Consider the following 23,627-nt stretch of genomic DNA (forward strand, 5'->3'; position numbering starts at 1 on the left):
CCCGGTGCCAGCTGGCACCGGGCCTCCGGTCTGAAGGGTGGTCGCGCCTACGGCGCCATGATCACCTGGGGCGTGCCGGTGGCGGCGGCCGGACCCATCTCGTCCGCGATGCGGTTCGCCTCGTTGATGAGCGTCTGGACGATCTCGGCCTCGGGCACGGTCTTGACGACCTGGCCCTTGACGAAGATCTGCCCCTTGCCGTTGCCCGAAGCGACGCCGAGGTCGGCCTCGCGCGCCTCGCCCGGGCCGTTGACGACGCAGCCCATGACGGCGACGCGGAGTGGGACGGTCATGCCCTCGAGCCCCTTCGTGACGTCGTTCGCGAGCTGGTACACGTCGACCTGCGCGCGACCGCAGCTCGGGCAGGAGACGATCTCGAGCTTGCGCTCGCGCAGGTTCAGCGACTGCAGGATCTGCAGGCCGACCTTGACCTCTTGCGCGGGCGGGGCGGAGAGCGACACGCGGATCGTGTCGCCGATGCCCTCGGCCAGCAGGATGCCGAACGCGGTGGCGCTCTTGATCGTGCCCTGGAACTCCGGGCCGGCCTCGGTCACACCGAGGTGCAGCGGCCAGTCACCGGCGGCGGCGAGCTGCCGGTAGGCCTTGACCATCACGATCGGGTCGTTGTGCTTGACCGAGATCTTGAAGTCGTGGAAGTCGTGCTCCTCGAACAGGGAGGCTTCCCACACGGCGGACTCGACGAGCGCCTCGGGGGTGGCCTTGCCGTACTTCTGCAGCAGACTCGGCTCGAGCGACCCCGCGTTCACACCGATGCGGAGCGAGACGCCGGCGTCCTTGGCGGCCTTGGCGATCGCGCCGACCTGGTCGTCGAACTTGCGGATGTTGCCCGGGTTGACGCGGACGGCCGCACAGCCGGCGTCGATCGCCTGGAAGACGTACTTCGGCTGGAAGTGGATGTCGGCGATCACGGGGATCTGCGACTTCTTCGCGATGATCGCCAGCGCGTCGGCGTCGTCCTGCGTGGGGACGGCGACCCGGACGATGTCGCAGCCCGACGCCGTGAGTTCGGCGATCTGCTGCAGCGTCGCGTTGATGTTGGTGGTCTGCGTCGTGGTCATCGACTGCACGGACACCGGGGCGTCGCCGCCCACGAGCACCTTGCCGACCCGGATCTGCCGCGACTTGCGACGCGGAGCGAGGGTTTCGGGGGACTTGGGCATACCGAGGTTGACTGCGGGCACGTGAGCACTCTACGCGCTCGGTCTGACCGTGCCGGGTCCGGTCCCCGTGCGTCCGTTCAGAGCTCCCTGACCGAGTCCACGACCGTGATGAGCGGGGCGTAGAGCCGCATCACCGCGAGTGCGCGGTCGTGGTCCTCGTCGCTGGCGCCGGCACAGGCGTCCGCCACGACGGTCACTGTCGCACCGGCGTCGGCCGCGGCCAGCGCGGTCGACAGCACGCAGCAGTCGGTCGACACCCCCGTGAGCACCAGGTGCGGGTGGTCGCCGACGACGGCCTGGAGGCTCGACCCCCACTTGCCGAAGGTCGGTTCCGTCACGACGGGGTCGTTCCGGTCCGCGGCGGCCGACGCGAACGGCTCGGTGAGCGCGTACAGCGGGTCGGTGTCCGGGACCAGTGCGAAGGGCCAGTCGCGGAAGTAGGGCACCCACGCACCCTCCGGCTCCGCCGGTGCCACGAAGCGGGTGAACACCGTGCGGCCCGTGAACCGCGGGAGGAGCCGCTCGATGCCGGCGCCGGCGTGGTCGTACCGCGGGGCGGCCCACGGGTTCTCGCCGGTGAACACCTGCTGCATGTCGATCACGACGAGCCAGGCGTCGTCGGGGATCTCCGCGCTCATCGCAGGTCGTCCGGGGTGCTCGGTGCTCCCGGTGTGCTCAGGGCTTCCTGGCGGCGGACCGACCCGCGCGCGAACAGCAGCGTGCCGAGGAACCCGACGACCAGGGCGACGAGGACGCCGAGGTTCGCGTACGCCCAGGGGCCCTCGCGGCCACCGAGGCCGAACGGGCCGAGCAGGTAGCCCTGCCAGGTCAACCACGGGGGTGACGCCAGCGTGACGAGGCCCCACCCGAGCGCAGTGCCGACGACGACCAGGGCGATCGCGCCCCACCGGACGTCACCGTACCGGCCGCGGCGGTCGTCGAGCTCGGCCTCCGCGTAGGCGCGTCGGCGCAGCAGGACGTCCGCGACGAAGATGCCGGCCCACACCGCGATCGGCACGCCGAGGGTGATCAGGAACGCCTGGAACGGTATGACGAACGACTCGGCGAAGAACGCGATGTAGATCGCCCCAGCCACCATGAACACACCGTCGACCCCGGCGGCGACCGGCCGCGGGATCTTCACGCCGACGCTCAGCAGCGCGAGGCCCGACGAGTAGATGTCGAGGACCGCTCCCCCGACGAGCCCGAGGATCGCCACGATCGCGAACGGGATGAGGAACCAGATCGGCAGGATGGTGGTGAGCGCGCCGATCGGGTCGTCCTGGATGGCAGCGTTCAGGTCCGGCGACGACCCGGCGAGCAGGACGCCGAAGACCACGAGGATCGCCGGGGCCAGCGCGCCGCCGAAGGTCGTCCACCCGACGACCCCACCGGTGGACGCGGCCCGCGGCAGGTACCGGGAGTAGTCGGCAGCCGCGTTCACCCAGCCGAGGCCGAAGCCGGTCATCACCAGGACCAGGGCCCCGATGACCTGCTGACCGCTGCCGGCGGGCATCGCGGCGATCGCGGCGAAGTCGATGGAGGGCACCGCGAGCACGATGTAGACGACGGTGAGCACCCCCGTGATGACCGTGATCCAGGTCTGCAGGCGCATGATCACGTCGAAGCCCGCGACGCCGGCCCCGACCACGAGCGCGGCGACGACGACCAGCGCGACGACCTTCGTCAGCACCCCGCCGTCCCAGCCGAGCTCGGTGAAGACCGTCGAGGTCGCCAGGACCGCCAGGGCGGCGAGCGAGGTCTCCCACCCGACGGTGAGGATCCAGCTGAGGAACGAGGGCACCCGGTTGCCCCGCACGCCGAAGGCCGCACGACTCAGCACCATCGTCGGCGCCGACCCCCGCTTGCCGGCGATCGCGACGACGCCGCACAGCAGGAACGAGAACACCACCCCGACGACCGAGACGGCGGTGGCCTGCCAGAAGGAGATGCCGAACCCGATGACGAATGCCCCGTAAGCGATGCCGAGGACGGAGATGTTGGCGGCAAACCACGGCCAGAACAGCCCCCTCGGGGTGCCCTTCCGGTCGGTCTCGGCGATGACGTCGAGGCCCTGGCGCTCGACGGTGCGAACCTCGGGAGGGTTCGGGGCGGCTGTGGTCATCCGCTGAGCGTAGCGCCGGAGCGACTACCCGAACAGGTTCACCGGCCGCACGATGTCGGCGTAGATGAGCAGCGCGCTCATGCCCGCCAACAGCACCACGACGACCATCGTCAGCGGCATCGTCTTCGCCAGGTCGATGGGCCCCGGGTCCGCCTTGCCGACGAGCTTGAACGACCGTCGTTTGATCGCTTCCCAGAGCGCACCCGCGATGTGTCCGCCGTCGAGCGGCAGCAGCGGCACCATGTTCAGCACGAACAGGCCGATGTTGAGCGAGGCCAGCAGCCCGAGGATCGTGTACGCCTTGTCGACCACGGGGACGCCGCTCATCGACGAGACCTCGCCGATCGCGCGGCCCACGCCCACCACCGACACGGGGCTGTCCTGCGACCGCTCCTGGGCACCGAACGCGGCGTTCCACACGGCGACCAGGCGCTGCGGCAGGTCGATGATCAGGTGCGCCGACGCCGCGATCTGGGCCCCGGTCGCGGGCAGCACCTCGGCCGGGGACTGCCGCACCAGGGACTGCCCGATGCTGACGCCGACGACGCCGACGCGCTGGGTCTTCGTGGTGCCGTCGTTGTTCTTGACGACCTTGCCCTCGGCGTCGTAGACGTCGCGGGTGGCGGTCGTCGGGGTGATCTCGAGGGTCTTGCGGGCACCGTCGCGCTCGACGACCACGGTGACCTGCTCACCGGCGGACTCCTGGAAGACCTCGGAGACGCGGGTGATGGTGGGGTCCTGCTCACCGTTCACGGAGAGCACGACGTCGCCGGACTCGATGCCCGCCTGCTTCGCCGGGGACACCGCGTCGCCGGGCGAGCACTCGGTCGTCTGGCTGTTCGGCAGCACGCACCCGACGCTCGACGTGAAGGTCGTCGTCGGCGCCCCGAACCCGCACAGCAGCACACCGAACAGCACGATGCCGATCACCAGGTTCATGGCCGGGCCCGCGACCATCACGATGATCCGCTTCCACGGCGTCAGGCGGTAGAAGGCGCGGGAGTCGTCACCGCCGGAGTCCGCGATCTGCTCGGCGCTGGCCTGGCGGGCGTCCTGCACGAACGCGCCGTACATGCCGGTGTTCGTGATGGCGTTCGCTCGACCCGAGGCGCGCGGCTTGAGCATGCCGACCATCGAGATGTACCCACCGAGCAGGATCGGGCGGATCCCGTACTCGGTCTCACCCCGCTTGAACGACCACATCGCCTTGCCGAAGCCCAGCGAGTACTGCGTCACCTTGACGTTGAAGAGCTTCGCGAAGGACAGGTGCCCCAGCTCGTGGAGTCCGATCGAGACCAGCAGGCCGATGATGAAGACGACCACGCCGAGGACGAAGAGCAGGACGGATTCGACGGTCACCGGGAAAGAGTACGGGACTGATTCCATGACGGAGCCGAGCGCCGTCTGAGAGGTGATCCGGGCCTCCAGGCCTGTGCGTCACGTCCGCGGTCTGCCGCCTCCGCGTCGGACGGGAGGCGCGACTCGCGTCAGCGGGTCAGCGCCTGGTCCGCAGCGGTGCGGGCCCACTGCTCCGCGGCGAGCACGCCGTCGAGTGACGGCTCCCCCGCGGTGTGCTCCTGGACGACGCGCTCGACCGTGTCGACGATTTCCAGGAAACCGATCGCGCCGGCGTGGAACGCGGCGACGGCTTGCTCGTTCGCGGCGTTGAACACGGCCGGGAACGTCCCGCCCAGCTCGCCCACCCGCTTGGCGAGGGCGACGGCGCCGAAGGCGTCCTGGTCGAGCGGCTCGAACGTCCACGTGCTCGCGGTCGTCCAGTCGAGCGGCACGCCGACGCCGGGCACCCGGTCCGGCCAGGCCAGGCCGAGCGCGATCGGCAGCCGCATGTCCGGCGGCGACGCCTGGGCGATGGTGGAGCCGTCGACGAACTCGACCATCGAGTGCACGATCGACTGCGCGTGCACGGTGACGTCGATGCGGTCGTACGGCACGTCGAAGAGCAGGTGGGCCTCGATGACCTCGAGTCCCTTGTTGACCAGGGTCGCGGAGTTCGTCGTGACGACGAGACCCATGTCCCAGGTCGGGTGCGCCAGTGCCTGGGCGGGGGTGACGTCACGGAGCTGCTCGCGGGTGCGCCCACGGAACGGACCGCCGCTCGCCGTCAGGACGAGCCGCTGCACCTCGGCGTCGGCGCCGGAGCGCAGCGCCTGCGCGATGGCGGAGTGCTCGCTGTCCACGGGCACGATCTGCCCGGGCGCCGCGGCCTGCTGCACGAGGGAGCCGCCGACGATCAGGCTCTCCTTGTTCGCGAGGGCGAGCACGGCACCGGTCTCGAGGGCCGCGAGCGTCGGGCCGAGGCCGACCGAGCCGGTGATGCCGTTCAGGACGACGTCGGCCTCGACGCTCCGGACGAGCTGCTCCGAGTCGGCTGCGCCGAACGCCGTGTCGCGGACGCCGAACCGGGCGGCCTGCTCGGCGACGACGTCGCGGTTGCTGCCGGCGGTGAGCCCGACGACCTCGAACCGATCGGGGTTGCGGGCGACGACGTCGAGCGCCTGGGTGCCGATCGAGCCGGTGCTGCCGAGGACGACGATCCGCCGACGATCAGGACCGGTGGTGCCGAGGCGGCCGTCCGTCACGGTCAGCCCTTGGCGAGGATGTCGACCACGAAGACGAGCGTGGCGTTCTTCGGGATGCCCGAGCCCTCTTGCGGGTTCGCGCCGTAGGCGTCCTCCGGCGTGGCGACGATCAGGACCTGCGAGCCGACCTTCTGCCCGACGAGCCCGGTGACGAAGCCCTTGATGAGCGCGCTCTCCGACACGGTGAAGGTGGTGGGGACACCCTTCGACCACGAGGAGTCGAACTCCTTGCCGGTGTCGTAGACGACGCCCTTGTACTGCACGAGTGCGGTGTCGCCGTCGGCGATCTCGGTGCCGTCGCCCTGCTTGAGCACCTCGACCGTGGTCTTCGTGGGCGCCTTCACGCCGTCGGGGACCGTGATCTCCGGCTCGCCCGAGGCCTTGTCCTTGACCGTGGGCAGGCCCGGGTCTTGGTCCTGCGGGGTGCCGGTCGCCTTGGTCGGGGTCTGCGCGACGACGTCGGCGACCACGACGATCTCGCCGCCGGTGTTGAAGCCGAGTGCGGAGGACTGTCCGACCGCGGCGACGCGGTCGCCCACCTTCGAGCAGGCGAGGAGCGCACCGAAGCCCGATCCGCCGACGGAGAGCACCTGCGGGTTGCCCTCGTCGAAGCCGACGGTCCCGAGCTTCTTGGCGTCCGAAGCCTCGTACACGCTGTAGGAGACCTGTGCGTAGTCGCCCTCGTCGAGCGCCGCGCCCTTGCCCTTCACGAGGCGGGTGGCCTGCGGCGTCTTGGCGGACAGGCCGGACGAGAACTTCACGGTCGGGGCCTTCGGTCCGCCGAACGACCCGATCGCCTTGATGGCATCGGACGACTTGCCCGGGTCGGGGCAGGAGGTGATCGCCGAGGCCGTGGCACTGGCCGACGGGGTCGGCGAGGCCGAGGACCCGTTCGAACCGGAGCCGGAGCAGGCGGCGAGTCCCAGCACGACGGCGGGGACGATGGCGATCGGGAGCAGGCGGAGACGCTTCACGAGGACCTAGTCTGCCCCACCTGTCGAAGAGTCCCCTGCCAATGACGCAGGTCGGACGACCAGCTGCGGCTCGTGGTGCACCGGGAACGCCACGGACCGCGCGATGAAGCAGAGCTCGTTCGCGGTGACGTGTGCTGCTTCGGCGTCCGCGACCCGGTCGGCTTCGAGGATCGTGACGACCGGGTGCAGGGTCGCCTCGGTCAGTTCACCCGAACCGTCGCGGTTCAGGCGGAGCGACGCGGTCGCGGTGTCCTGGTAGTCGACGACGGTGAAGCCCTTCGTCACCGCGACGTGCAGGTAGCTGAGCATGTGGCACTGGGCGAGCGCCGCGACCACCATCTCCTCGGGGTTCCAGCGGTCACGGTCCCCGCGGAACGTCGGGTCGGCGGAGCCGGGGACGTCGGGCTTTCCGGTCGCGGAGACCACGTGTTCGCGGCCGTAGTCGCGGTACCCGGAGGTGCCGGTCCCCCGGTCGCCGGTCCATTTGACGGAGACCTCGTAGGAGTGGTCGTGCACGGGTGCGCCCCTTCGCCTTGGCTAGCATGGCGGCATGACGGTGAGCCCCGAAGTCCGCAGTGATCGCCATCCTCTCACCGCCGACGGTTCCGTCGAGCTGGCGGTGCTCGAACGCTCAGGGTTCGACGAGAGCCGGCACGTCGGCGCCGGCGTCGTCGTCGACGCGAGCGGCACCGTGATCGACTCCGTCGGCGACGTGACAGCGAGCATCTACCCGCGTTCCACCATGAAGCCGTTCCAGGCCCTGGCCGTCCGCCGTGCCGGTGCACTGTTCTCCGACGAGGAACTCGTCCTCACCACCGCGAGCCACGCCGGCACCGCGGCCCACCAGGCGCTCGCCCTGCACATGCTCGAGTCCTTCGACCACGTCGAGGCCGACCTCGGCTGCCCGCCCGACATGCCCTTCGACCGCGGGACCGCCCGGACGATGGACGGCCCCCGCCGCCTGGCGATGAACTGCTCCGGCAAGCACGCCGGCATGCTCGCGGCCTGCCGGGTGAACGGCTGGGACGAGGCCACGTACCTCAACATCGAGCACCCGTTGCAGCAGCGGGTGCGTTCCGTGGTCGAGGAGTACACGCACGAGACCGTCGACCTGGTCGGTACGGACGGCTGCGGCGCCCCCGTCTTCCCGCTCACCCTGACGGGGCTGGCACGCGGGTTCGCGGGTGTCGTGGCACGGGCCGACGACGACTCCGCCGCGCTGACCGACGCGGTCCTGGCGCACCCGTGGGCGATCGACGGCGTCGGACGCGCGAACACGGTCACGATCGAGCGGCTGCAGGTGCTGGCGAAGCTCGGTGCCGAGGGCGTCATGGTCATGGGGTTGCCCGGAGGCGCGGCCGTGGCCGTGAAGGTGCTCGACGGCTCGCAGCGGGCCGGCACCCTGGCGGCCCTGGCGCTGCTCGAGCGGAACGGGCTCGTCGCGTCGGACGGGGTGGCCGAGGTGCTCGAGGCGACCGGTGAGCGGGTGCTCGGCGGTGGCGTGCCCGTCGGCGCGGTGCGGGTCGGCGCCGGGTTGCGCTGATCGTTGGTCGGCGCTGGTCAAGGGTCGGCGCTGGTCATCGCTCGGGGCTGGTCAAGAGTCGGCGGTGGTCATCGATCGGCGCTCACGGGGTCGGGGACGAGGACCGGGAGCGCCGGGGACACCCGGACGACCGCGTGGTCGTCGGGTCGACGGACGGAGCAGCCGTACCGCGAGACCTCGACGGTGACGTCCCGCTGACGAGGCGCCGATCCGAGTCCGGCCACGAGCACCACGGAGCCGTGCGGTCGACCGTCGGCCCCCATCCGCACCGCGACCGAGGTCCCCGACGGCAGGACGTGCACTGACAGGGCGCTCGCTGATCGGGTGCTCGCTGACCGGGTGCTCGGGGCTGGATCGTCGTTGCCGGACCCCAGGGCGTCGAGGAGCTCGGGAGCAGCGGCCCAGCGCAGGTGCTCGTCGGTGTGGACGGCAGCGGCTCGGAGCTGCTCGGCGAGCCCGCGGAACACCGCGACGGCGAGTGCTCCGGCACCGACGACCACGACGTGGGACGCGTCGTCGACCCGGAGTACGCTGCCGCCCGGACCGTGCCCGAGGACGAGTGCCGGCATGCCGTCGCCGTCCTCAGGAACGGTGCCCGTCAGCGTTTCCGGCGCACCGAGCGGTTCGGGCTCGGCGGGCTGGTCGGCGTGGTCAGGCCCGCGGGGAGCGACGACCACGACCGGGTCCGGCGAGGCCGAGCGGTGCAGCACCACGTCGACCAGCGCGCAGCACGCACCCGCGCCGAGCAGGACGCCCTGCCCCACGCCGCTGATCGGCGCGAGGACCCCGGCCACGACGAGCGCGACCGCGGCCCCCACGATCACGCAACGAGCGGTGAACCGGGACATGCCCCCATCGCACCAGGAACGAGCAGCTCAGCGCTGGCCCGGGACCCGATCTGTGGAGAAGTCGCCTACTGCACCAGGAAGAACTGCTCACCGATGTCGACTCGAGCGCCACGCTCGACGCGGTACCGGCGACCGGGCTCGCAGCGGCGGATCGATCCGTCGATGTGCCGGACGACCGTGCCGTTGCCGGAGAACCGGTCGGAGACCCACAGGTCGTCGCCGTCGCGGCCGAGCTCGAGGTGCGTCTTCGACACGGACTTGCCCGGGTCGTGCACGGTCAGCAGGTCGTCGTAGCGCTCCCCCGGCTGCGGCCGCGGCAGCCGGCCGAGCAGGCCCGTGCCGTGGACGCCGAGCCGCTCACCCGTGCTGAAGTGCAGCACGAACGGTGCCCGGGTCGGGGTCTTCGCGACGATGCGGGTCTCGTCGACGTCCTCGTCGAGGTCGTCGAGCGCGCCGGCCGCTGCGGGCGACTCCGACCGGTCGACGGGCGGGAGCGGCAGCGCGGGTCCGGTCGCTCCCGGGATCGGGGGCAGCGGTGCGGCGGAAGGCGCGCCCGCGGTGGGGGCGGACGGTACCGACGAGGGGACGGTGGCGGAACCGGGCACCGGCGGGATCGGCGTATGCGGCACGGCGGACGCCTCGGTCGGCGGATCGGGCTCGGTCACCGGGGCAGCGTGCGCCCCGCGGGGACGTCGGCCGGCATCGGACTGCTCGACCTCGGTGCGGAGGGACTCGTCGTCCACCGGGATCTCGTCGTCCGGCTCGTCGCCTGCAGCGCGCTCGTCGGACTCGTTCGGACCCGCGGGCTCGGCGGAACCCGCGTCGGGCTCGTCCGGCTCGTCCGCAGCGTTGCCCGCGTCGGAGGCCTGCGTGCCGTCGGACTCCTCGGCGGCCCAGTCGGGTCGGGTCATCGGCAGCGGCATCACCGGGCCGGTGAAGGCCGCGGTGACCGCCGGACGGACGGCTCCGCACTCGCCGCAGAAGATGTCGTCCGGTTCGAGACGGTTGCCGCAGACGTGGCAGATGGTCGTCTCGTGCATACCCGGGGTGACGAGCGGGGCAGGACGGGGCGGTCGACGGTCGATCAGCGGCTCGACCACGGCGGTGTCCCCGGGCTGCGGGGGCGACACGACGGCCGACTGATCGTCGGTGGCGCTCGTCTCCGACGCGCCCACGATCGCCTCGTCGGGCTCCGGCTCGGAGGCGTTCCGGGCACCCTGTGCGTCCTGGGCTTCCTGTGCGTCCCGGGGTTCCTGGGCGTCCTGTGCGTTCTGGGCTTCCTGCGCGCCGAGTTCGTCGGGCGCAGGAGCCGCAGCATCCTGCTCGGGAGCAGGTTCGGCGGGTGCTCCCGGCATCGGCGGGACGACCGGCTCGGCGGGCGCCTCGGCAGCAGGGGTACCGCGACCGACCCACCAGGACGGACCGGCGGGTGCCGCCGGGGGTGCGGTGGCAGCGGGCGGCGCCCACACCGGCACGGAGGGCTCGGCAGCGGGCTGCGGCTCGACGGGCTGGGGCATGACGGGCTGGGACTCGACGGGCTGTCGCGCCGCCTGGTCCGAGACCGACGACGGAGCATCGCGGATCGGGTCCTCGGGCGTCTCGGGGCGACCGGGAGCCGGGGCGATGCGGGTGCGCTCGGGGTCGTCGGCATCGAGGGCTTCGGACGGGTACGCGTCGGGGTCGAGGGGAGGCTCGGACTCGCCCGGCGCGCCCGACCAGTCCGCGAGCCCGGACCCGGCACCGTGCACGTGGGAGGGGGCCTGGCGCGGCGCGAAGTCGTCGGGACGCTGCACCGGCACGGGTGCCGGCGGTTCGGTCCCCCGACGGTCGGCACCGGTGAGCCAGGCACGCGTGGCGGGGTCGAGCGTGGCTTCGGGCAACCAGGCGTCGGAGGCCGGGTCGGACCGTCGGCCGTGGGCGTCGGGCTGCTGCAACGGTGGCGGCGGTGCCTGTTCGACGGGGGTCGGCGCGACCGGGCGACGGCTCGCGGCGGCGGTGACCGCGCGTCCGCACTCACCGCAGAAGATCGCTCCGTCCGGGAGCATCGATCCGCAGTGTTCGCATCTGATCACGTGGTGCCTCTGTCCTCACTCGGCCGTCCACGACGCTCGTCCGGCCTCTGGACATCGTAGTCGCCGCGCCCCGACGCAGCCTGGCGGTCGGTCCTCCGACGGGACCGTGCCGTCGGACGGCGTCCCGTTCCCCGCAGTGACCGGAGCGAGACGGCGGTGCGGAACCGCTCCCGCCGGGTCCGCCCCGTCCGGAGCGAACCGATCGCGTCGTCGGTCGCCGCCCACATGCGGTCGGCGGTGGTCTGGTCCGCGTCACTCGGACCGAACACCGCACGGTCGGCCAGCGCGGCGAGTCCGGTGCCACCGTCGCCCGGTGCACCGACCACGGCTTCGCGTCGGGTTGCTGCGTGCCGCACGTCGTGCCCGCGGTCGAGCAGTGCGTCGCGGTACTCGTCCCAGGCGCCGACGATGCGGCCGCGGGGCGTGGTGGCGTTCCGTCGTCGGCGGCGCCGCAGTCGCTTCAGCAGCACGATCACGGCGAACGGCAGCAGGACGAGCGCGACCACGCCGAGGGTCCCGAGGGCCCAGGGCAGCACCGCGAGCAGGATCTGGAGCCAGAGCGGCTGCACCGGCGGTGTGTTCCGGTCGCTCTCGGGGGGCGTCTGCTGGTCCTGGTCCTGTCGGTCGACCGGGGGCGGCGGCACCACCGTCTCGGGTCGGGTGACCGGCTGCGGGGTCTGCTGCTGCTCGTTCGGGATCTCGCGCACCTCGGGGTTGGGGTTGAGCATCACCCATCCCCACTGCGCGGTGTCCACCTCGATGCGGGCCGTGACGTCGGACCCACGGAAGGTCGTCGTCCCGCCACGCGCTGCGGTGCCGTCGCGGCCCGAGTCTCCCCCGGCCGTGAAGCCCATCACGACCCGTGCCGGGAACCCGATCTCGTCCGCCATCAGTGCAGCCGCCGCGGCGTACTGCTCCTGGTCCCCGATCATCAGGGGTGCGGTGAGCAGCTCCTGGACACGGTCGGCACCGTGACCGGACCGACTCATCCGGTCGTCGCCGACACCGTGGCTGACGTACCCGTTCCGCTGCAGGGACTGCACCGCGGCGAGGAGCTTCGCACCGGGTGCCGACACGTCCTTCGTCGTGGACTCCACGGTGTCGCGCACGGCGTCGGGGACGTCCCGTGCGGTGGGCACGGCGGCGCTCCCCGGCCGGGCGGTGGCCAGCTGCCGTTCCGTCGGCTGGTCGGGCAGCACCGCCGTCAGGTCGTAGGACGTGCCGTCCCCCACTCCGCCGACCACGGCGCCGGTACCGGTCGATCCGTTGTAGAAGAAGGCGCCGCGCTCGTCGTCGGCGTCCTGCCCGGTGAACTCCACGCGCTCCAGGTCACCGACCGTCGGCAGCCACACCCCGCGGTACCCGTCGACCGTCACACCGACGTCGACCGTGGTGCCCCGGACGCCACGGACGTCGACCGCGGTCGGCACACGTTCGAAGGTGCCCGAGCCGGCCGAGCCGTCGGCCCCGCCGACGCGGTAGACGACGCCGTCGTAGGTGTCGAGCGTCGCGATGCGGACGAACCCGCCCTCGGGCAGGCCGGTCACCCGGAGCTGGGTCGCGTCCGAGGCGGTGGACTCCTCGTAGGCGCGGAACCCGCTGAGCGGACTGACGTAGTCGCGTGGGTCGAACGGCTTCACGACGTCGGTGCGTGCGACCGTGCGCTCACCGGACGGAGGTGCCACCAGGCCGAGTCCGGTCGCGACGACCGCCGCGGCCACGATGGTGCCGGTTCCCACGAGGGCGGGGCGGACGATCGACCGCGCGACCGGTACGCGTGCACCGATGGTGGTCGCCACCGCGACGGCGCGCCGTGCGTGCCGCACGGTCAGCGCCCAGACGAGGGCGAGGCCCACCAGGACGACCGCCGTCACGATCGACGTGTCGAGCCGGCTCGGCCCGACGACCACCCCCACCGCGAAGAGCACCAGTGCCGGGATGCTCGCGAGTTCCTGCCTGGAGGCGCGGGTCGCCACGCTCACGGCGGTCACCGCCGCCACGAGCAGCGTCACGGAGTAGGGCACGAGGAGCGCTTCGTAGGACCCCACCGGCAGGCTGATGGTCACCAGCTGCTTCCAGCCGAGGGCGACGCCGGCGAAGAGGTCGAGGAGTCCGCGTCCGGTGGGCAGCAGGCCGTTGGCCTGACTCGGCACGGCGGCGGGGACGCCCGTGAGTGTGAAGGCGGCGACGGTCGCGACCGCCACGACGGCCGTCGGGAGCCGGAACAGGGTGCCGAGGAGCGCGACGACCGTCCCGATGACGATCGCGGTCACCGCGGCGGTGATCATCGCGCCGTCCCGGTACACCGGCCACCAGGACGTGCTCGCAACAGCCAGCAACAGCCAGACCGCCAGCGTGCCGCCGGCGAGCCGGAACGGCACGAGCCGCCGTGCGTCGCGACGGTCGGAACGTCGGGTCGAGCGCCTCGCCCGGTCCGCGGCGGGGGCCGGGGTGGTCACGGGTGCGGCGCTCATGCTGCCGACGCCGATCGGTGCAGGGCGTGCCGGAGGTCGTCCAGGTAGCCGATGGTCATCACCGTCAGACCCGCGACGCGCAGGAACCGCGGCTGGGCCTCGGGCTCGCAGATCACCGCGACGACCTCCACCCCGACGGGGAACCGAGTGGCGGCGAGTCGGAGCGCGGGCAGGCCGACGGTCGACCCCACCACGAGGAACGCGACGGAGATGCCCTCGGTGTCGCTGCCGACGATCCGGGAGACCTCGGCGATCGGCAGGCACGCGTCGGCGAGGCCGACCGAGGCGAAGTCGTCGAGCAGGCGCGTCGGCGTGACGGTGGGGAGCGTCCGCACGGCGTACACGGCACGCTTCGCGAACTCGGGCGTGCGCTGCGACACCACGACCGAGACCTCACGGCCGTCGCGGATGGCCCGCGCTCCGAGGGACGCGGCCGCGCTGACCGCGAGCTCGAACTCCTCGTCGTCGGCGAACTCACCACGGGCGATGCCGAGCGCGACGACGAGGTGCGAGCGACGGGTGTCCTCGAACTGCCGGACCATGAGCGCGCCGGACTTGGCGGTCGACTTCCAGTGGATGGTGCGCGGATCGTCGCCGGGCATGTACTCGCGGATGGCGTGGAAGGCGATGTCCGCCGGTGACAGGTCCGTCGTCGCCTGCCCCTCGAGGTCGCGCACCAGGCCGGTGCTCGTCGACGGGATCGCGATGGTGCGCGGGTGCACGATGACCTGCTCACGGGCGGTCCAGACGAGCTCGCGGCGCACGAGTCCCACCGGGTCGGCGCGGACGCCCGTCACGGGACCGACGTCGAGCACCCCGCGGCGGAGCGTCGGGACGGGGACCTCCCGCTCGAAGGTGCCGTGCGGACCGATGGCCGGGATGGCGACGTCGACGAGGCCGGATCCCACCGGGACCTCGACGGTGGTCGGCACCGACGGCAGACGCGTGGGATTCTCGGCCGTGATGATCACGCCGGCGTCGTCGCCGACCGCCACACGGTGCTGCGGCAGCCGCATCCGGATCACCAGCCGCGACCGGCCGATCAACGCCACCGCGGCGACCACCGCGAGCACGGCGCCGGCGAACCCGACGACGACGATCTCGCGCAGGCCGAACCGGTAGCCGGTCACGAACGCGACGAGCGTCAGGGCGGCGACCGTCCACCCGAGCCCGGTGACGACGGACGAGACCTCGCCCCAGAGACGCAGGACGAGCCTCCAGGCCGTTGCCCAGAGCCGGACGATCCCGATGACCGCATCCGCTGCCACGCCCTCGCGGTCACCGACGATGCGCGTCCGGACGTTGGTCATGCCGGTGACCGTCCCCGTGCGCTCGTACGCCGTCGTGCCACGACGCGACCGCGTCGAGGACGGACGGCGCGAGCGCGTGGAGACGGGCCGGCGGTCCGTCACGTCGTGACTCGGTCGGCGGGTGGCGGGGTCTCCACCAGGAGCTGCGCGATGACGCTCGGTGCGCTGACACCGTCGAACTCGGCCTCGGCGTCGAGCACCAGGCGGTGCGCGAGGACGGGAACGGCCAGTGCCTTCACGTCGTCCGGCGTGACGTAGTGGCGACCGCTCAGCGCCGCGAGGACACGGGAGGCACGGATCAGGCCCATCGCCCCACGGACGCTGACGCCGAGCCGGACCTCGCTCGCGGAGCGGGTCGCGTCCACCAAGCGCGCGACGTAGTCGGCGATCACCGCGTCGACGTGCACGGTGCGGGCCAGTGCGGCCATCTCGGTGATGGTCGCGGCGGGCACGACGCTCGCCAGCGGGACCGACGCCGACGGAGCCGACGAGGTCTCGAGGATCTTCACCGTCGCGGCGTGGTCGGGGTAGCCGATGGACGTCTTCATGAGGAAGCGGTCGAGCTGCGCCTCGGGCAGACGGTAGGTGCCGGCCTGCTCGATCGGGTTCTGGGTCGCGATGACCATGAACGGAGCGGCGAGACGGTGGTTGACGCCGTCGACCGTGATCGCGGACTCCTCCATCGCCTCGAGCAGCGCGGACTGCGTCTTCGGGCTCGCCCGGTTGATCTCGTCGGCGAGCACGATGTTCGCGAAGACCGGCCCGCGGTGGAAGTCGAACTCCTGCGTCCGCTGGTCGTAGACGCTGATGCCGGTGATGTCGCCCGGCAGCAGGTCGGGGGTGAACTGGATGCGGTTCGTGGTGCCCTGCACGCTCTGCGCCATCGCCCGGGCGAGGCTCGTCTTGCCCGTTCCGGGGACGTCCTCGAGGAGCAGGTGCCCCTCGCTGAGCATCGCCGTGACCGCGAGGCGGATCACGAACGTCTTCCCGAGGAGCACCTGCTCGACGTTGGTCACGATGCGGCCTGCGACGTCGGCGAACCAGGTGGCCTGCTCCGGGGTCATGCTCATGCGGGGTGGTCCTTCGGTCGTGGCGGGAGGTGTGCGGCGGCGGGAGGGTCGGGGCAGGTCGGGCGGGCGTCAGCCGCCGGGGGCGGGTTCCGGGGCGGGCTGCTCGGGGGCGGGCTGCTCCGGTTCGGGTGCCGCTGCGACCGGGAAGGCGTCGGTTGCTTCACCCGCCTGGGTCGAACCCGATCCGTCGGTCGCGGTGACGTACGCGCGCACCTTGACGGACTTGGCGAAGAAGGGTGGCTCCGGAGGAGTCCCACCAGCGTCCCAGCTCGACGTCGTGGGGAAGCCGTTGCCGTCGTCGCTGGCGTACCAGTACGCCGTGTACCGCACCGTGATCCCGCTGCCGCTCGGCCCCGTCACGGCGATCGGCTGGCCCTGTTGAGCAGTCGCCACCGAGAGGTTCGCGTCGAGCGCCGTGGCGTTCCCCGTCCACGAGTCCGCATCGGACGAGCAGAAGCTGCTCCCCGGGCCACCGCAGGCGCGGACGGTCAACGGTGCCGAGACGTTCCGGGCGCCGGACCCGGGCACACCCGTCCAGGTCTGGCCCGGCTGCAGCGTGATCGGCTGCCCGCCGGCCTCGAGCTGGTAGTGGTGTGCTGGCCGCGACGAGGCGGTGACGCTCACGTTCCAGAGGTTCGTGCCGGCCGGGACGACGTCGACCGAGGGCCTGCCGGTGCCGGACGGCCGCTCGTAGGTCACGGCGTCGACGTAGTCCACGTTGCAGAAGTAGCCGTTGGTCACGGTCACCGCGTACCGGGTCGAGCCGCCGCCGACGCCCGAGTCGCGCGTCGGACTCGAACTGCCGAGCGAGTTCGAGGGCGGAGCAGCACAGTCCACGTTGCCGGATCGGAACACGGCGTACCGCAGGCCGGACCCGCCGGCGGCGTCCCCGGCGCTCCAGCTCACCGTCACCGTCGACCGGCCGGACGAGTCCGCCTGGTCCCCGGCGACCGCCTGGAGGTTCGTCGGCTTGCCCGGTGTCCCGACGGCACTGCCGGTGGCGGACGCGGAGTTCCACTGCACGACGGTGCCGTTGCGGTCGGCGTCGTTGCGAGCGGACACGGTGACCTTGTACTGGGCAGCGCTCTGGGCGCCGGTGAACGAGGTGTTCGTGGCGGTACCGGTGTGCCGCGTGGTCGACAGGCCCGGGCCCTCGATCGTGACGATGTAGTCGTCGACCGCGCTGCCGTTGTTCGGCGCGGACACCTTGCCCCACTTGACGTCGAGCTGGTTCGGCGTCGCCTTGCTGGGCGTGACCGTGATGCCCTTCGGCGGTGCCGGCACGAAGTCCGCACTCATCGGACCCGAGCGGGACGAGGGCTTCGAGTCACCGATCGCGTTGGTCGCCACGACCTGGAACCGGTACGACGCCTTCGGGTCGAGTCCGGTCAGTGTGCACACCGTCGCGGTCCCGCAGTTCTTCGAGACGCCGTTGGTCCCGACGACCCGGTAGCCCGTGATGGGCGAGTTGTTGCCCTGCGGGGTCGACCACGTCAGCGTGACCTGACCGCCGTCGTAGGAGCCGGTGCGGGTGGGTGCACCCGGAGCGTCCGGGACGTCCTGCACCGAGATCGTGACGTCGCCCCAGACGTACCGGTCGGGGTCGTTCGTGGCGTCCGCCACCTGGTACTGCAGGTGGGCGTCGCCGGGCTTCGCGGTGTCGGCGACCGAGACCTGTAGGCGCGTGCGGTCACCGCTCGGCGTGACGGTGACGCCGCTCGGCAGCCCGCCGGACAGCCCGCGGATGTTCACGACGCGCAACCGCTCACCCGGGAACGGGTTGGTCGGCTGGTCGTTCGTGAGCACGTCGATGGTGGTGGTCGCCCCGCGCTTCGTCACCGACCGGTCGGGACCGGGCTGGACCACGGGACGGGTGGAGGCGACGACGCCGACGGTGACGGTGCCGGCGCGACCGGTGTTGGCGTCGTCCGCGACACCGATCCCGATCGACGCGGTGGTGTTCTTCTTCGCGGTGTCGGCGACCGAGATCGTGAGCTGCTGCTTCGCGATCGAGGCGGTCGTCCCCGCGGCGGGCCGGCCGACGATCGAGTACCGGAGCTCGGGCAGGTCCCGGGGGTACGGGTAGTCGGTCAGCTTCGTCAGGTCGATCTTGCGCGTCTCGCCCGGCTGCATCTCGACCGAGGAGCCCGTGAACGCCGGCGGCTGGTTCGACCGGGGCGTGACCGTGATCGGGAGCACGAGCGTGGCGACGCGGCCCTTGCCGCCGTTCGCCGACGAGCCGTCGGTGACCTCGAACGAGATCGACGCCTTGCCGTAGTAGAGCTTCGCCGACGTGAACTGCAGCGTCGAGGAGTCCACCACCAGGCTCTGCCCGTTGGCGTGGGTGGCCTTGACCGTGCCGCGGTCGGTGATCTTCGCGGTCTCGCCGTTCGCCGTCACGACGAAGTCCTGCAGCGGGATGCGGACGGTGGCCTCGCTCTTCACCGTGACCGCACCGGCGCTGCGGTTGATCTGGGGCAGGGCGTCGTCGAAGCCCGGCACGTTGATGAAGCCGTAGGAGACGATGTCCGGGTGGTCGGCCCGGGCGACCGAGAACGGGATCACCTGCGAGTCGTCGGTCAACCGGACGGTGATGCGGCCGTCGTCGGTGGGCGTCGCCGTGTCGCCGTAGCCGGGGACGACCCCGACCCGGAGGTCGGCCGCGGTGCCCTCGGCGAAGAAGACGTTGTCGAGCACGTCGACGGTCACGCTCTGCCGGTGCAGGATGTCCTGCAGGTCGAGGGTCGTGTCGTCGACCTCGGGCCGGAGGGGCTGGGCGTCGGGGTCGACGGTCACCGTGAGGAAGGCCGTGCTCGATCCCCCGCTGCTGTTCGCGACGGTGTAGAGCACCGCGAAGTCACCGCTCTTCGCTGACTCCGGAGGCGTGACGCGGATCTGCTGCTTCCGGAGGACCTTGGCGGTGACGTCCTCTGCCGTCGGCTCGGCCTGCGCGACGGTCAGCTGCCCGCCTTCGGGGTCGGAGTCGTTCTGCAGGACGCGCACCGTCACCGACCCACCGGGGCGGATCGTGACGTGGTCGGCCTCGGCCACGGGGTTCGAGGCCTGCTCGGCGCGGGGTGCGATGCCGACCCGCACGGTGCCGGTGGCGCGGGCCCCGAGGGCGTCGACGACGGTGTAGGTGAACTCGTCGGTGCCGGCAGAGTAGTCGCCCGCCTCGTAGGTCAGGGCGTCCGAGGCGACGTCCGAGACGGACCCCTTGTCGGGGTTGGAGCCCACGCCGACCAGCTGGACGGAGTCGCCGTCCGGGTCGATCCCGTTCAACGGCACGCTGACCCGCACCGACGACCCGGCGACGACGCGCGCGGTGACGGTCTGCGGGACGGGCGGGTTGTTCGTGGCGGCGTCACGTTCGCGCACCGAGATCGACACGGCGGCGTCGGCGTACTGGCCGTCCGGGCCGGCGACCCGGTAGACGGCGGTGTAGTTGCCCGGCGTCTTCGGGGCGAGGTACCGCAGGTGGTCGCCGGAGACGAACAGCAGGCCGCCGTCACCGGGGACGTTCTGCACCAGTTCGGGCTGCAGCGTCAACGGCTCGCCCTCGGGCTGGGTGTCGTTGTCGAGCACGTCGATGTTGGCGACGTCGCCGACACGGACGGTGGCGCTGTCCGGTTGGGCGACCGGCGGCTGGATGCGGTCGGGCTTCGGGATCTCGACGACCGTGATCGTGCCGGGTGACGACGCCAGGCCGTTGGTCTCTGTGTACCCGAACGAGACCGGACCGTCGAGGGGCGCCGTGAGCGTGACACGGACTGTGTGCTGGTCGAGGATGCTCGCCTGCACGCCGCTGCCCCGTGGGGGTCCGTCGAGCGCCGTCACGAGCAGCACCCCGCCCGCCGGGTCGATGTCGGTCGCGGTGACGTCCGTGTCCTTGGTGGACAGGGTGTTCACGAACACCGTCTTCGGCGTGGTGATCGGAGCCGTCGAGGCGTCCGGTGGCGCGAGGACGGTCACCCGGACGATGCCGCTCGAGGTCTTCACGCCGTCGGTCACCGTGTACTCGAGCTGGTGGTCGCCCGCCCGCTCCCCCTGCACCCGGAAGGTCCCGGCGTCGTAGCTCGGGGTGACGGTGAGCCCGGACGCCGACGACACGCTCGTCAGCGTCACGGTGCCGTTGCCACCGCGCACGTGGTCGAGCGGCTCGACCGTGAAGGCCTTGCCGGCGTACCCGGACACCGGGAACGGATCGGCGCGCAGCGGGACGGTGCCCTGCTTGGCGACCCGGACCGTCACAGCTCCCCGGCCGTCGGCGCGACCGTCGCTCACGACCAGCTGCACGGAGCGCTCACCGGTCCGGCCGCTGTCGTTCCGGAAGTCGAGCAGGCCGTCCGGTGTGGTGGACACCCGGTCGCCGTTCGATGCGGTCGCCGACTCCAGGTAGACCGGGTCGCCGTCCGGGTCGACCCAGTCGCCGAGGACGTTCGAGACGACGTGCCCGTTCTGGACGACGTCGGCCGAGGTGTCACGGACCTGCCGCGGCGCCTCGTTCTGACTGTCGGGGCGCACGCTGATCCGGACGGTCGCGGTGTCCGATCCGCCGTTGCCGTCGGTGATCGTGTACGGGAACGTCACGGTCCCGGTGGCACGCGACGACAGCGTGACCTGCAGCCGTTGGCCGTCGCCGACGATCGCGACGCGGCCGGCGGACTTCGAGATGGTGCCGACCTCGCTCACGATGATCGGGTCACCGTTCGGGTCGTAGTCGTTGAGCAGGACCGGGAGGCTCGTGGTGCGTCCCGGACGAGCGCCCAGTTCGTCGTCCACCGCCACCGGCGGCTTCTGGTCCTTGTCGACCTCGGGGTCGTCGTCGGAGACCTGCTCCTGCTGCTGCTCGTCGTCCTGCTTGATCAGGTCGGCCCAGTTGTCGATGAGCTGCCCGCTCCGGTCGATCGCCCAGGAACGGCCGCTCGTCGGGTCGTTGGCGACGACGGTGTCGCCGTTGTGCAGGATCTGCAGTTCGCTCGTGCCGCCGGTGCTCGCCAGCCGCTGCAGCGCGTTGCCGTCACACGTGTCGATCGCCTGCCCGCCCGCCCACGCCGCGTACGTGCAGGAGCCGTCGACGTAGGGCCGCGCGGCTCGTCCGGCCACCTGGAGCGCGGTGGCGTCCACGGTGCCGGAGGCGCTGACGCGGACCAGGCCAGCCGTGCCCGCGACCGTGACCTGGGCCGTGCTGTCGGAGGACCGCTGGAGGGCCGGCGACGATCCCACCCGGTCGCCGAGTTCGACGGTGCGGCCGTCGACCGACAGGGCTCCGCTCGTCCGGTCGAGCACGGCGAGGTGCCCGTCGAACGTGGCGACCTGGAAGTCGTCGCCCCGGTCCATGTCGACCTTCCACCGTTCGTCGACGGTGAGTGTCGTGCCGACGTCGACCAGCGAGGCCGTCCCGGTCTTCGCGGAGTAGACCGCGACGTGGCCGTCGGAGGCGTCGAAGACGGTGTCGGCGCCCAGGGTCAGGTCGGCCTTGGCCGACGCGTCGAACTCGGCGAGGTCGTTCGCGGGGGTCGCCCAGAGCTCGCCCGTGTCGGCGTTGCCGATGACCGCGGTGTCGCCCGCGAAGAAGACCTGCGGCGCCCCCGCCGGCAGCGTGATCGCATCCCCCACGGAGGCGTCGGCGACGTCGACCCGCGCGACCGTGCCCTTGGTCTCGTCGACGCTGTACACCGTGGAGCCGCGCTGCAGCACTGACAGGTCGTCGCTGGCCGTCTCGACCACGGTGTTGAGTTGCAGGATGCCGGTGTTCGCCCGACCGACGGCGCCGTACTCGGCCGAGGGCACCCAGACCGTGCCGTCGCCGAGGTCGACGCGTTGCGTGTGGTACCCGGTGGAGACGATGGCGGTGGTCGCGACGACGGCGGCGACGAGCACCGAGGCACCGGTCGTCACGGCGGCGGAGCGGTGCTTCGCGAGGAGGGCGCGGATCACCCGGCGCTCCCGATCGTCGCGCACTTCTGCGCGCTCGCGGCACCCGTCTTGCCGTCGCGGTTCACGGCGACGGCGATGCACTCCTCGTCGCCGCGTTCACCGGAGACGACGAACGTCGTGCCGGTCTGCTGGCTCGACGACCCGTTGGACGAGATGACGTACGTGTCGCCGCTGCGCAGCCCCGGGTCGGTCCAGCTGAAGGAAACGGACTGCGGCGACGGCTCGGCACGGACCTCGGCCACGACCGGGATCGCCCCGGCGCCGAGCCGCCCGACGACGACGACCGTGGCGATCGCGAGGGCGGCGACCACGACGACGGCCAGGGACGTCGCCAAGACCAGGGTCGAACGGGTTCGGCGCCGGGCACGGGTCACGGACCCGGTGCGGTGCACGGTGCCGACGCTGTGCGAACCCCCGGCCACGACCCCGCCCTGCACCGCGCGGCGGGTGCGACGACGCCCGCCGACCCGGGTGGGTGGCTGCAGTTCGCGGATCACGGTGCGCTCACCGTGCGGGGTCGGCGTCGAGATCGCCCAGGCCTCGACCGCGACGTCGGCGGACGTCTGCGGGATGCCGAGCTCGGCCTCGACCTGCTGGAACCCGCGGACGAGTTCCATCACCGTCGCGGGGCGTCCCTGCGGCTTGCGGGACAGCGCCGAAGCGAGCAGGCGCTCCAGCGACGGCGGCACGTCGGTGCGACCGGTGGGCTTCACGCCGCCCTTGTCGATCCGGTGCATCAGGTCGTTCGCACCGTTCTTGCCGCCGCGGACCTCGAACGGGCTGCGCCCGGCGAGGAGCGAGTACACGGTCGCCGCGAGTGAGTACACCTCGGACTGGATCGTGCCACGCGACTCGTCGATCAGGACCTCGGGCGCGGACCACGGGATCGACATGCCGATCGGCTCGTCGGGGTCGGTGCCCCCGATCGTCGCGGCGATGCCGAAGTCGGAGAGCACGGGGTTGCCGTAGGCCGTCAGCAGGATGTTCGACGGCTTGATGTCGCGGTGCAGCACGCCCTCGCGGTGTGCGGTCTCGAGCGCCGACCCGATGCGGATACCGATCGACAGCACCTCGGACACGGGGATCGGTTCGCGACGGTAGCGCTCACTGAGGGACGAGGAGCAGAGCTCCATGACCAGGTAGGGACGGCCGTCGGCGGCGACGCTGGCCTGCAGGACGGTGAGGATCGACGGGTGCGTGCTGAGCCGGGCCATCAGGTTGGCCTCGGCCTGGAACATCTGGCGGACGCGGTCGTCGACGACCTCGTCCAGCAGCACCTTCACCGCGACCTGTCGTCGGGGCATGTCCTGCTCGTAGAGGAAGACGTCGGCGAAGCCACCGGACCCGAGGACGTGCACGGGACTGAAACCGCCGATCACGGGCGGGTTGGACGGCAGGCGTCTCGCCATGGTCTTCTCCTCCCCCGGCCGAGCGGCCAGCTCTCTCGACGTGGCCATGTCATTGTACGAAGCGTGGGTGACCGACATTCC

Annotated in this window: 15 protein-coding genes; 1 reads left to right on the plus strand and 14 read right to left on the minus strand. The window is 71.9% G+C overall.

Features of this window, described 5'->3' with window-relative positions:
* Positions 1–47 precede the first annotated feature (47 nt).
* From ispG to DEI96_RS10330, 7 genes are all read right to left on the minus strand, one after another.
* A complete protein-coding gene (gene ispG, locus DEI96_RS10300; protein ID WP_171907786.1) occupies positions 48–1,202 on the minus strand; it encodes a flavodoxin-dependent (E)-4-hydroxy-3-methylbut-2-enyl-diphosphate synthase in 1,155 nt (384 codons plus the stop codon).
* Between the two features lie 56 nt (positions 1,203–1,258).
* Entirely contained in the window at positions 1,259–1,819 is a 561-nt protein-coding gene (locus DEI96_RS10305) for a cysteine hydrolase family protein (protein ID WP_111023075.1), read from the minus strand.
* On the minus strand, positions 1,816–3,306 hold the full coding sequence (locus DEI96_RS10310) for a purine-cytosine permease family protein (protein WP_111023076.1): 1,491 nt from the start codon (positions 3,304–3,306) through the stop codon (positions 1,816–1,818). Before DEI96_RS10310 ends, DEI96_RS10305 begins: the two co-directional genes overlap by 4 nt.
* A gap of 24 nt (positions 3,307–3,330) precedes the next feature.
* Positions 3,331–4,665 carry a M50 family metallopeptidase gene (locus tag DEI96_RS10315; RefSeq protein ID WP_181440516.1) on the minus strand — a complete coding sequence of 445 codons (1,335 nt, stop codon included), beginning with the start codon at positions 4,663–4,665 and terminating at the stop codon, positions 3,331–3,333.
* Between the two features lie 128 nt (positions 4,666–4,793).
* Positions 4,794–5,906 (minus strand): 1-deoxy-D-xylulose-5-phosphate reductoisomerase, encoded by a 1,113-nt coding sequence (gene dxr / locus DEI96_RS10320; protein ID WP_111023078.1) that lies wholly within the window; start codon positions 5,904–5,906, stop codon positions 4,794–4,796.
* 2 nt (positions 5,907–5,908) lie between these two features.
* Positions 5,909–6,880 (minus strand): FKBP-type peptidyl-prolyl cis-trans isomerase, encoded by a 972-nt coding sequence (locus DEI96_RS10325; RefSeq protein ID WP_111023079.1) that lies wholly within the window; start codon positions 6,878–6,880, stop codon positions 5,909–5,911.
* Positions 6,881–6,886: 6 nt separating this feature from the next.
* Positions 6,887–7,396, minus strand: a complete 510-nt coding sequence (locus DEI96_RS10330) for an OsmC family protein (protein ID WP_111023080.1) — start codon at positions 7,394–7,396, stop codon at positions 6,887–6,889.
* A gap of 34 nt (positions 7,397–7,430) precedes the next feature.
* Here DEI96_RS10330 and DEI96_RS10335 point away from each other — a divergent pair, with 34 nt between their 5' ends.
* On the plus strand, positions 7,431–8,423 hold the full coding sequence (locus DEI96_RS10335) for an asparaginase (RefSeq protein WP_111023081.1): 993 nt from the start codon (positions 7,431–7,433) through the stop codon (positions 8,421–8,423).
* A gap of 68 nt (positions 8,424–8,491) precedes the next feature.
* Here the strand turns inward: DEI96_RS10335 and DEI96_RS10340 are convergent, their stop codons facing one another.
* The 7 genes from DEI96_RS10340 to DEI96_RS10370 form a co-directional block, all read right to left on the minus strand.
* On the minus strand, positions 8,492–9,271 hold the full coding sequence (locus tag DEI96_RS10340; protein ID WP_146246897.1) for a hypothetical protein: 780 nt from the start codon (positions 9,269–9,271) through the stop codon (positions 8,492–8,494).
* Between the two features lie 65 nt (positions 9,272–9,336).
* Positions 9,337–11,343, minus strand: coding sequence for a zinc-ribbon domain-containing protein (locus DEI96_RS10345; RefSeq protein WP_111023084.1), 2,007 nt, complete (start codon positions 11,341–11,343; stop codon positions 9,337–9,339).
* Positions 11,340–13,817 carry a TgpA N-terminal domain-containing protein gene (locus tag DEI96_RS10350; RefSeq protein WP_111023085.1) on the minus strand — a complete coding sequence of 826 codons (2,478 nt, stop codon included), beginning with the start codon at positions 13,815–13,817 and terminating at the stop codon, positions 11,340–11,342. The genes DEI96_RS10345 and DEI96_RS10350 overlap by 4 nt, the downstream gene beginning before the upstream one ends.
* Entirely contained in the window at positions 13,814–15,127 is a 1,314-nt protein-coding gene (locus DEI96_RS10355) for a DUF58 domain-containing protein (RefSeq protein WP_258372785.1), read from the minus strand. Before DEI96_RS10355 ends, DEI96_RS10350 begins: the two co-directional genes overlap by 4 nt.
* Before the next feature lie 98 nt (positions 15,128–15,225).
* A complete protein-coding gene (locus DEI96_RS10360) occupies positions 15,226–16,197 on the minus strand; it encodes an AAA family ATPase (RefSeq protein WP_027465773.1) in 972 nt (323 codons plus the stop codon).
* A 69-nt stretch (positions 16,198–16,266) separates the two neighbouring features.
* Positions 16,267–22,137, minus strand: a complete 5,871-nt coding sequence (locus tag DEI96_RS10365; RefSeq protein ID WP_284183601.1) for an Ig-like domain-containing protein — start codon at positions 22,135–22,137, stop codon at positions 16,267–16,269.
* Complete coding sequence (locus DEI96_RS10370; RefSeq protein WP_111024524.1) at positions 22,134–23,546, minus strand: serine/threonine-protein kinase; 1,413 nt, start codon at positions 23,544–23,546, stop codon at positions 22,134–22,136. The genes DEI96_RS10365 and DEI96_RS10370 overlap by 4 nt, the downstream gene beginning before the upstream one ends.
* Positions 23,547–23,627 lie beyond the last annotated feature (81 nt).

This window comes from Curtobacterium sp. MCLR17_031 (genome assembly GCF_003234775.2).
Lineage (GTDB): Bacteria > Actinomycetota > Actinomycetes > Actinomycetales > Microbacteriaceae > Curtobacterium > Curtobacterium flaccumfaciens.

What these genes read in the sequence shown, in the direction of transcription:
- DEI96_RS10310 (WP_111023076.1), bottom strand. Translation starts at nt 3,306, where the DNA reads ATGACCACAGCCGCCCCGAACCCTCCCGAGGTTCGCACCGTCGAGCGC.
- DEI96_RS10370 (WP_111024524.1), bottom strand. Translation starts at nt 23,546, where the DNA reads ATGGCGAGACGCCTGCCGTCCAACCCGCCCGTGATCGGCGGTTTCAGT.
- DEI96_RS10340 (WP_146246897.1), bottom strand. Translation starts at nt 9,271, where the DNA reads ATGTCCCGGTTCACCGCTCGTTGCGTGATCGTGGGGGCCGCGGTCGCG.
- DEI96_RS10335 (WP_111023081.1), top strand. Translation starts at nt 7,431, where the DNA reads ATGACGGTGAGCCCCGAAGTCCGCAGTGATCGCCATCCTCTCACCGCC.
- DEI96_RS10360 (WP_027465773.1), bottom strand. Translation starts at nt 16,197, where the DNA reads ATGAGCATGACCCCGGAGCAGGCCACCTGGTTCGCCGACGTCGCAGGC.
- DEI96_RS10305 (WP_111023075.1), bottom strand. Translation starts at nt 1,819, where the DNA reads ATGAGCGCGGAGATCCCCGACGACGCCTGGCTCGTCGTGATCGACATG.
- DEI96_RS10350 (WP_111023085.1), bottom strand. Translation starts at nt 13,817, where the DNA reads ATGAGCGCCGCACCCGTGACCACCCCGGCCCCCGCCGCGGACCGGGCG.
- DEI96_RS10355 (WP_258372785.1), bottom strand. Translation starts at nt 15,127, where the DNA reads ATGACCAACGTCCGGACGCGCATCGTCGGTGACCGCGAGGGCGTGGCA.